The following is an 8662-nucleotide window of genomic DNA, read 5'->3' as shown; positions in this document are numbered from 1 at the left end:
TCATGGCCGCCATGCCTGGCCTGGCTTCCGCAGCGTCCTCGGCCAACGCCGAGTTCAAAGTGAATCTGACCATCAACCCTGACTGCAACATCGACGCCACCGATCTGAATTTCGGCCGGCATAGCACGTTGGAAAATGGCGCCACGGCGACCAGTCACCTGGATGTGACTTGCTCCCATGGCACGCCATACAGCGTTGGCCTTAACGCGGGCAACGTCAAGGATTCCACGTTGAGTAACCGTCTGCTCAAGGGTGGTGCAGGCAACGCCGAAACCGTCGCCTACCAGCTCTATCAGCCTGATAACAAGAAAGTATGGGGCGATACGGATGCCAATGATCGGATGGCGGCCGTGGGCTCCGGTTTCTCGCAGCAGTACGTGGTGAATGGCCGCATCCCGACCGGCCACGCGACGCCACGGCCCGATGACTACTCGTCCATCGTTACCGCCACCGTCTACTTCTGAGCCTCCGCCATGCGCCACTTGATTGCCGTGCTATCGATGCAACTCGTGCTCGCATGGATCGTTCCCGCGCAAGCGGCATCGCTACAGATATCTCCTGTAGCGGTGTCGTTTTCGTCCAGGCAGCACGCCACGACGGTGACGCTGCGCAACCCGGGGAATGATCCGCTGTTTGGCCAGATTCGGGTGTTTGCCTGGGATCAACGCGACGGCAGCGACCAGCTGGATGCGACGACGGAACTGCTGGCGACACCACCCATTGTCAAGATTCCGGCAGGTGGCGAACAGGTAGTGCGTCTGGTCATGGCTCAGGGCGCTGCTGACGGCCGCGAGCGCAGTTACCGGCTGATCGTGGACGAAGTTCCCGATCCCAGCTTGCCGCGCATCAACGGTGTCGTCATGCGCATGCGCTATTCGATCCCGGTATTCGTTGCCGGCGACGAGCGTGATCCGGCGCCCGCGTTGAGCTGGACGCTCACAAGCGACGGCTCGGGGGTCCATGTCCACGTATCGAACCGAGGGCAGCTGCATGCGCAGATCGCGGACATGAAGATCGTCGATCAGGGCGGTCATGTCGTGACCGGTGTCGGTGGTCTTGCTGGCTATGCCTTGAGAGGTCGCGAGCGACTATGGCGTCTGACGGCAGGGCCGGAGGCGCGCCAGGGGCCGTTGACGGTCCACGCGCTCGTCAACGGCCGCGAGTCCAGTTTTCCGATCCCTGCCGAATAGCGACGATGCCCTGTTCGTATGCACCCGATGGGAGTGAGTGTTGGGGAGTCGTCCATGGCAAGGAGGCCGGGCAAGTTTCCACGTCGGCATGTCGTCATCCTGATGCTTGCTCTGTGCGTCACGCGCGCACACGCCGACGATCCGCTGGATACCTTGGTGCCCTATGGCAGTACGGCCGAGCGCGATGTGCATCTGGAAACCAGCGTGAACGGTTCGGAAGAACGTCAACTGCTGCACTTCAAGGACCAGCAGGGCAAGTTGGCGACCACCGGCGAGGAGTTGGAGCATCTGGGTTTCGATATCGCGCGTATGCAGCTGTCGCGTGAGGACTACGTACGGCTGGACGACATCGACGGTCTCGACTACACGTACACGCAGGCCGAGCTGAAGCTGGACCTGCGCGCCGCCGATCAGCTTCTCAAGCCGCTCCAACTGCGCTCTCGCGCGACAAGGGGCGAGCCGGCCAGCGCGGTCACCCCCGGGTTTCTTGCCAACTATGACGTCTACTTTCAAAGCCAGGGCAGTCAGCGTTTGTCGCTGCTGAGCGAGGTGAGGTACTTCGATACCCATGGCGTGCTGATCCATAGTGGCGTGGCCTCTGAGGGAGCTTCCTCTCGTCGCTATGTACGCTACGACACCTATTGGACGCGCTCCGACCAGGCGCGGATGCGCACATTGCGTGTGGGCGATACCGTCAGCTCCGCCCTGGATTGGACGCGGCCCTTGCGCATCGCGGGTGTGCAATGGGGGCGCAATTTCGAGCTGCGACCGGACCTGGTGACGTTTCCGGTTGACACCTTCACCGGCACGGCGATGGTGCCTTCCTGGTTGACGCTGTACGTGAATGGCGTACAGCAATACAGCACGGGTGTGCCCCAGGGGCCGTTCACCATTGATCATGTGCCGGGGATTACCGGGGCCGGTGACATCGCCATCGTGACGCGCGATGCGCTTGGACGAACCATCACCAAGCAAACCCACATCTACGTCGATCCGCGCATGCTTTCCCAAGGCATGTCCGACTACTCGGTCGAAGCGGGGTTGGTACGCGAACGTTACGGGCAATCGTCGCTGAGCTATGGCCATGTGCCGGTCGCCAGTGCCAGCGGGCGATACGGATACTCCTCCAGGCTGACCATGGAGGGTCATGTCGAGGTGACCGATGGCTTGCTCAACATGGGCGTGGGCTCGCTGGTGAAGCTCGATCAAGCCGGCGTCCTACAGAGCGCGCTTTCATTGAGTCACGACGCGGGGCTTGGTGGCCAGTTCAGTGTGGGATATCAGTACAGCCATCCATGGCTGAGCCTGAGCGCACAGGCGTCCAGGACCTTTCGCGCCTATGCGGACCTGGCGGCGAAGGAGCAGGCTGCGGTGCCGACGGCTACGCACGTCGTGAGCCTTGCCGTGCCGTTGGGGCGCTCGCGCAGCGCGGCGTTCTCGTATGCCGGCTACCGCTACCCGCAAGCGAACCCGGTGCGTTTTGCCTCGTTTGGTTTCACCAGTAGCCCAACCCGCAACGTGTCGCTGAGTTTGAGCATCTACCGCAATCTGGTGCAGACGAAGGGGTATGAGGGCTATCTCGGGGTGAGCGTTTCCCTCGGCGGCTCCGTGCAGATGGGCGCCTCGGCAAATGTGCAGCGGCAAGCACAAGCCGTGGGCGCTTATGCGCAGAAGAGTGCCGACTACGCGGGCGGCTGGGGTTGGATGGTGCAAGGAGGTGCGCAGCAGGATTCGCGCTACGCGCAGGGCAACCTTGAGCGGTTGACTCGCTACGGCGATTGGAATGCTTCCTTTCAGCGCTACGGCGAGGTGACCAACGTGACGCTGGAAGGCAGCGGGTCGGTGGTGTTCATGAGCGATGTGTGGGTGTGGTCGCGCCGCATCCAGGATGGCTTCGCCCTGGTGTCCACGGGCGCGCCGGAGGTGGAAGTATTGAGTGAGAACCGCTCCCTGGGGCGCACCGGCGCCTCCGGCTACCTGCTGGTTCCAGACCTGGCGGCGTATCGCCCAAGTCGGCTCTCCATCAATCCCGACGCGCTGCCTTCCACGCTGCGCGTCGAGAAAGATCACGCGGTGGTGGTGCCTTCCTCCGGTAGCGGTTCGCTGGTGTCGCTGGATCTCAAGCGCGTCAAGGGCGCCACGCTCGTGTTGACCACGGCCGATGGCGCCTTCGTTCCCGTGGGGTCGGTGGCCACGCACCAGAACAATGGCGAGATGGCAGTGGTGGGCTATGACGGCATGCTTTATGTGGATGAGTTGTTCGAGAGCAACCATTTGCGAGTGCAAGGGGAGGCCATCGACTGCGACGTGCGCTTTGCTTTCGCCCAGGACGAGGCCGCTGCGCTGCCCACGCTGGGCCCGCTGGTCTGCACAGCCTTGGAGGCGACCGATCGTGCGCTCTAGCGCGCGCCGATGGCGACGCCTCGCGCGATGGGGGCTGATATGTGCCTGCGCCTGGGGCCGGCTCGATGCCACCTGGGCCAGCACTTGCGCGGTGGAGGGCGGCAGCTCGAACACGGTCAACTTTGGCCTGGTCAATCCGCTCGATCGCACCGACACCAAAGTCAGTGGCAAGGTACGGCTCCATTGCACGCTGACCTCCGAGGCGCTGGCGATGCGCGCCTGTCTTCATCTCGGGCTGGGCGATGGCAGTTCGTCGTTATCTTCGCGATCCTTGCGCGCGGCGGCCTATCGCATGAGCTACAACCTGTACGCCGATGGCGGTTACACGCAGTTGTTTGGACCCCCGCAGGCCTCCGCCGCCACGGCGGTGTTGCTGGTGCATGCAACGCCCGGCCCGGCCTATCCGGAGTTCCCGGTATTCGCTCTGCTGCCGGGGGCGCAATCGGCAACGCCGCTGATCGCGGGCGACAACACCGATTACGTGGAGAACTATGGCGGTGACCGGGCTCGCGTCGATGTGCAGTTTGCGGCTGTGGCCGCCGGCCTGGAGAGCTGTCCGCTGGTGTCGCCCAGCCAGACCTTGATGCTTGATTTCAACGTGCGCGCCACCGTGCAGAAGAACTGCACGGTCACTGCCTCGGATATGGACTTTTCAGCGGCCGGCCCATTGAGCCGACCACTCTACGCGCAGGGCAGCGTTCGCCTGCAATGCACGCAGAACAGCGCCTATGCGGTGGCCCTGAGTGGTGGCGTGGTGTCCAACAACCCGCTGGATCGCCAGCTGCGGCGTCGCGGCGATAGCGAAACGATGCACTACCAACTGTACGCCGATGCGGCGCGGCAACGCATATGGGGGGATGGTGCCGCCGGCACCGCCAGCGTGGCGGGCGTGGGCACCGGCGCCATCCAGGAGCATGTGGTCTACGGGATGGTTCCCGCCCAGGTAACCCCGTCGCCAGGGGAATACAGCGATTCGGTGATCGTCACGGTGACGTTTTGACCATGGCGCAGCCCATCATCGTTGCGTCGGTGCCGCATCGACAAGGCGCATGCGCCGTGCGATATACCGATGGCAAGCACCATTTCATCCACCGGAAAGTCTCCCGCGTCCGCAAAGCGCGTCGCACGTTCTAGAATGCCTACATGGTCCAAGCCGCACCCTACACACACTCGGGCCTCGCCGAGTGGCGCGAACGCGCTGGCAACGTGCCGCCCCTCCTGGGCGACGCACTGGACGCGGCCGCCTCCGCGGCGGTGAACCCGGCCGAGTGCGTTGACGTGCTGGAGTTGCTCGCCATGCTGGGCTGCGATGCGCAGACCCAGGCAGCGGCGCTGTGGTTCGAGGTGGCACGCCTGGAGCCGGCGCGCTGGGCCGAGCGAGAACCCACGCTGCCGGCCGAGCTCCAGCGTTTGGTCGGCGGACAGCTGGCCGCCGAGCGCGTATGGGCGTTGCACGCGCAGCACGGTGCCGATCATGGCGCGGAGGGTTTGCGCCGCCTGCTGCTGGCGATCATTCGCGATCTGCGCGTGGTGTTCATCCTGCTTGCCCGCCAGCTGGCCCGTATGCGCGCGGCGAGCAACTGGTCCGATGCGGAGCGCCAGCCGCTGGCGCGCCTGACGCGCGACATTCATGCGCCGCTGGCCAATCGCCTGGGTATCTGGCAGCTCAAGTGGGCACTGGAGGACTTGAGCTTCCGCTATCTGCAACCGGATACCTATAAGCGCATTGCGCGCTTGCTCGATGAGCGCCGCGTGGATCGCGAGGATTTCATCCGCGAATCGCTCGCGGTCTTGCAGCGTTCGCTGGAGGCCGCGGGTATCCGCGCCGATTTGGCCGGTCGCCCCAAGCATATCTATTCGATCTGGAAGAAGATGCAGCGCAAGTCGCTGGAGTTTTCCGATCTCTACGATATTCGCGCCGTGCGCGTGCTGGTCGACAGCGTGGCCGATTGCTACGGCGCGCTCGGCGTGGTGCATACGCTGTGGCCGCACCTGCCGGGCGAATTCGACGATTACATCGCGCGCCCCAAGGGCAACGATTACCGCTCGCTGCATACCGCCGTGATCGGTCCGCGTGGCAAGACGCTGGAAGTGCAGATCCGCACGCACGAGATGCATCGCGTCAACGAGCTGGGCGTGGCTGCGCACTGGCGCTACAAGGAAGGCGGCAGCGGCGATAGCGAATTCGAGGCCAAGATCGCCTGGATGCGCCGCCTGCTGGAGCCGCGCCCGGAAGGCGATGCGGACCTGGCCGCCGACCTGCACACCGAATTGCTCGAAGATCGCGTCTACCTGCTCACGCCCAAGGGCGAAGTGGTGGATCTTCCGCACGGCGCCACCGTGCTCGATTTTGCGTATCACGTGCATACCGAGGTGGGGCACCGTTGCCGGGGTGCCAAGGTCAATGGCCGCATCGTGCCGCTCACGTATCAGCCGCATAGCGGCGATCGCGTGGAAGTACTTACCGCCAAGGTGGCTGAGCCCAGCCGTGACTGGCTGTCGCCGCACCATGGCTATCTGCATACCTCGCGTGCCAAGGACAAGGTGCGTGCGTGGTTCCGTCGCATCGCCTACGACGCCAACGTGGCCGCCGGGCGCGCGATCTTCGAAAAGGAACTCAAGCGCCTGGCGCTGCCAACCGCCGACATCAGCAAGCTGCCCGCGCACTTTCATCTGAAGACGCACGACGAACTGCTGGTGGCGCTGGCCCTGAGTGAAGTGGCGCCCGGCCAGATCGCCCGCGTACTCCAGGAAGCCGCCGCACCGCCGCCGGTGGCGACGCCTTTACCGGCACCTTCCTCGCAGCGGCAAGCCGTGCGCGACCACAGCGCGTTGCGCATCGAGGGCGTCGGCAACCTGCTGACCACGCTGGCGCGCTGCTGCCAGCCGCTGCCGGGCGATCCGGTGCGCGGGTTCGTGACGCGCGGGCGCGGCGTGTCGGTACATCGCGCCGACTGCGCGAGCCTGGCGCGCCTGGCCCACCGTGATCCGGATCGGGTGATCGACGTGGATTGGGGCAAGGCGTCCGCCCAGGCGTACGAGGTGGACATCGAGCTGCATGGCTACGATCGCAAGGGCTTGCAGAAGGATGTCACCAGCCTGATCACCAACCTGGGCACCCACATCATTGCCTCCTCCACCAGGGTCTTTACCCATACTGGCGAGGTAGAGATGCGCTTTACCCTGCGCGTACGCGACTTCGAGCAGCTTTCCAGCCTGCTCGGCCGCCTGGCGGCCATGCCCAACGTGGTCGACGCGCGGCGCGTCAGCGCCGGCTGAACATCGTGCGGCGGCGCGCGGGCGGCGCGGCGCGGCGATGTTAAAGTGGGGTCGATATACCCCACCTTCGTGACCCCATGAACGGACGCAAAGACCAGCACGAGCACGGTTCGCAGGGCCGCACCGAGCCCACGATGGGCAACCTCGATAACCTCGAGGCGCCTGTTCAGGCGCCCAGGGACGATGATGGGCTGCCACATTTCTCATCGGGTCCCGAGCACCGGCGCGGCAGCTCCGCGCGTCCGCCGGCTCCGCGCGAACGCAAGCGCGGTTGGCTGATTCCCGTGGTGCTGCTGGTCGCGATCGGCGCCGGCACCGGCTTGTGGATCGAACAGGACAAATTGCGCGGCCTCGTGCCGAGCACGGAATTGGATGGCGTGCTCGGGCGTGCCGAGATCGCCTTGCAAGAGGGACGTCTGGACGGTAACGACGGCAGCAGCGCGCGGGAGTTGTTCGAAGCCGCGCGTGCCCTGCAGCCGGACAACGACCGCGCACGCGACGGCCTGCGCAAGGTGGGTCTGGCCGAAGTCGCCCGCGCGGACGCTGCCTTGCAGGCCGGCAAGCTGGACGAGGCAGACCAGGCCCTCGCGGCGGCACGCGAATTGCTCGGTGGCGGTAGCGACGTCGATCGCCTTGGTCAGGCGCTGTCCGCCGCCCGCAACGGTTCGGTGCAGACGGCGAATCTCATTGAACAGGCGCAGGCCGCACTCGATGCCGGCAAGCTCGATGGCGACGGTGGCGCGGGCGCGCTGTACCGCAAGGTGCTCACCGCCGACCCCGGCAACGCGGTGGCCTCGCATGGCTTGGACAAGGTAGGCGAAGCGCTGGCGGCGCAGGCACACAAGGCGCTGGACGCGGGCGACCGCGCCACGGCCTCCACGCTCACCGATCGACTTGCCGCCTTGCTGCCCAACTATGGCGAGCTGCCGGCGCTGCGTGCGGCGCTGGTGCAGGCCAGCCAGCAGGACAACAGCCAGCTCACCGACGCCATCAAGCAAGGCCAGGATGCGTTGCGCGCCGGTCGCATCGCGGGCGAGGGTAACGACACCGCACTGGCCTATTTCAAGGCGGCATTGGCTATCGATCCGGACAATGCCGACGCCAAGGCCGGTTTGGGCCAGGTGGCGCAGGCGTTGATCGTGCAGGCCAATGCCGCCATCGACAGCGGCGACAATGCACAGGCACGCAAACTGCTCGATCAGGCTGCCGCGTGGGCGCCGCGATCGGCCGAGTTGGCCGCTGCGAGGGCGCACCTGGGCGATACGCGCAAGGCGGCCGCACCGACCGATGGCGTGGGTCCCGCACAGGATGCGGACAACCTGCAGCACCCGCCGCTTACCCCTCAGCAGAGTGCCGAGCTGGCCCGCACCGTGCAGCGCGCCGAGGCGGCGGCGGCGCAAGGCAAGTTGATGCTGCCCCCTGGCGAAAGCGCATACGACCTCTATCGCCAGGCGTTGGCCATCGATGGGAACAACGAAACGGCGCGCCACGGTCTTGAGACACTGCCGAATCTGGCCATCAGCCAGTTCAATCAGGCCTTGGCGGCGGGGCGTCTTTCGGTCGCCAGCGATCGTCTGGCCGACCTGAGCGATCTCTCGCCCGGCGATGCGGGGCAGGGCCAGTTGCGCCAGCGCCTGGCGGGTGCCTGGATGGATCAGGCCGAGCAGCAGTTGCAAAGCGGCGACCGGCCCGGTGCGGCGCAGTCGCTCGACGGTGCGCGCAAGCTCGCTCCTGGCAATCCGCGCCTGACCGCCTTGATGGCGCGCCTGTCGTCCGGCCCCTGAGGCGCG

General features: G+C 65.5%; 6 protein-coding genes. All 6 read left to right on the top strand.

The features are described from left to right. Window positions 1-464: spore coat U domain-containing protein (locus tag JHD67_RS15935; RefSeq protein ID WP_199100217.1), on the top strand; the 464-nt coding region annotated here is incomplete at its 5' end. Between the two features lie 9 nt (window positions 465-473). After that, window positions 474-1190: a molecular chaperone gene (locus JHD67_RS15930; protein ID WP_199100216.1), complete on the top strand. Its 717-nt coding sequence runs from the start codon at window positions 474-476 to the stop codon at window positions 1188-1190. A 54-nt stretch (window positions 1191-1244) separates the two neighbouring features. Then, window positions 1245-3593 carry a fimbria/pilus outer membrane usher protein gene (locus JHD67_RS15925; protein ID WP_199100215.1) on the top strand — a complete coding sequence of 783 codons (2349 nt, stop codon included), beginning with the start codon at window positions 1245-1247 and terminating at the stop codon, window positions 3591-3593. Beyond that, entirely contained in the window at window positions 3583-4593 is a 1011-nt protein-coding gene (locus JHD67_RS15920; RefSeq protein ID WP_199100214.1) for a spore coat U domain-containing protein, read from the top strand. Before JHD67_RS15925 ends, JHD67_RS15920 begins: the two co-directional genes overlap by 11 nt. Before the next feature lie 143 nt (window positions 4594-4736). After that, window positions 4737-6872: a bifunctional (p)ppGpp synthetase/guanosine-3',5'-bis(diphosphate) 3'-pyrophosphohydrolase gene (locus tag JHD67_RS15915; RefSeq protein WP_199100213.1), complete on the top strand. Its 2136-nt coding sequence runs from the start codon at window positions 4737-4739 to the stop codon at window positions 6870-6872. A 77-nt stretch (window positions 6873-6949) separates the two neighbouring features. After that, on the top strand, window positions 6950-8656 hold the full coding sequence (locus JHD67_RS15910; protein ID WP_199100212.1) for a tetratricopeptide repeat protein: 1707 nt from the start codon (window positions 6950-6952) through the stop codon (window positions 8654-8656). Window positions 8657-8662: the final 6 nt, after the last annotated feature.

It is taken from the genome of Dyella sp. ASV21 (assembly GCF_016428975.1).
In the GTDB taxonomy this organism is placed as follows: Bacteria; Pseudomonadota; Gammaproteobacteria; order Xanthomonadales; family Rhodanobacteraceae; genus Dyella.
The sequence above is the reverse complement of the archived record's forward strand: the minus strand, read 5'-3'. Positions and strand labels throughout refer to the sequence as shown.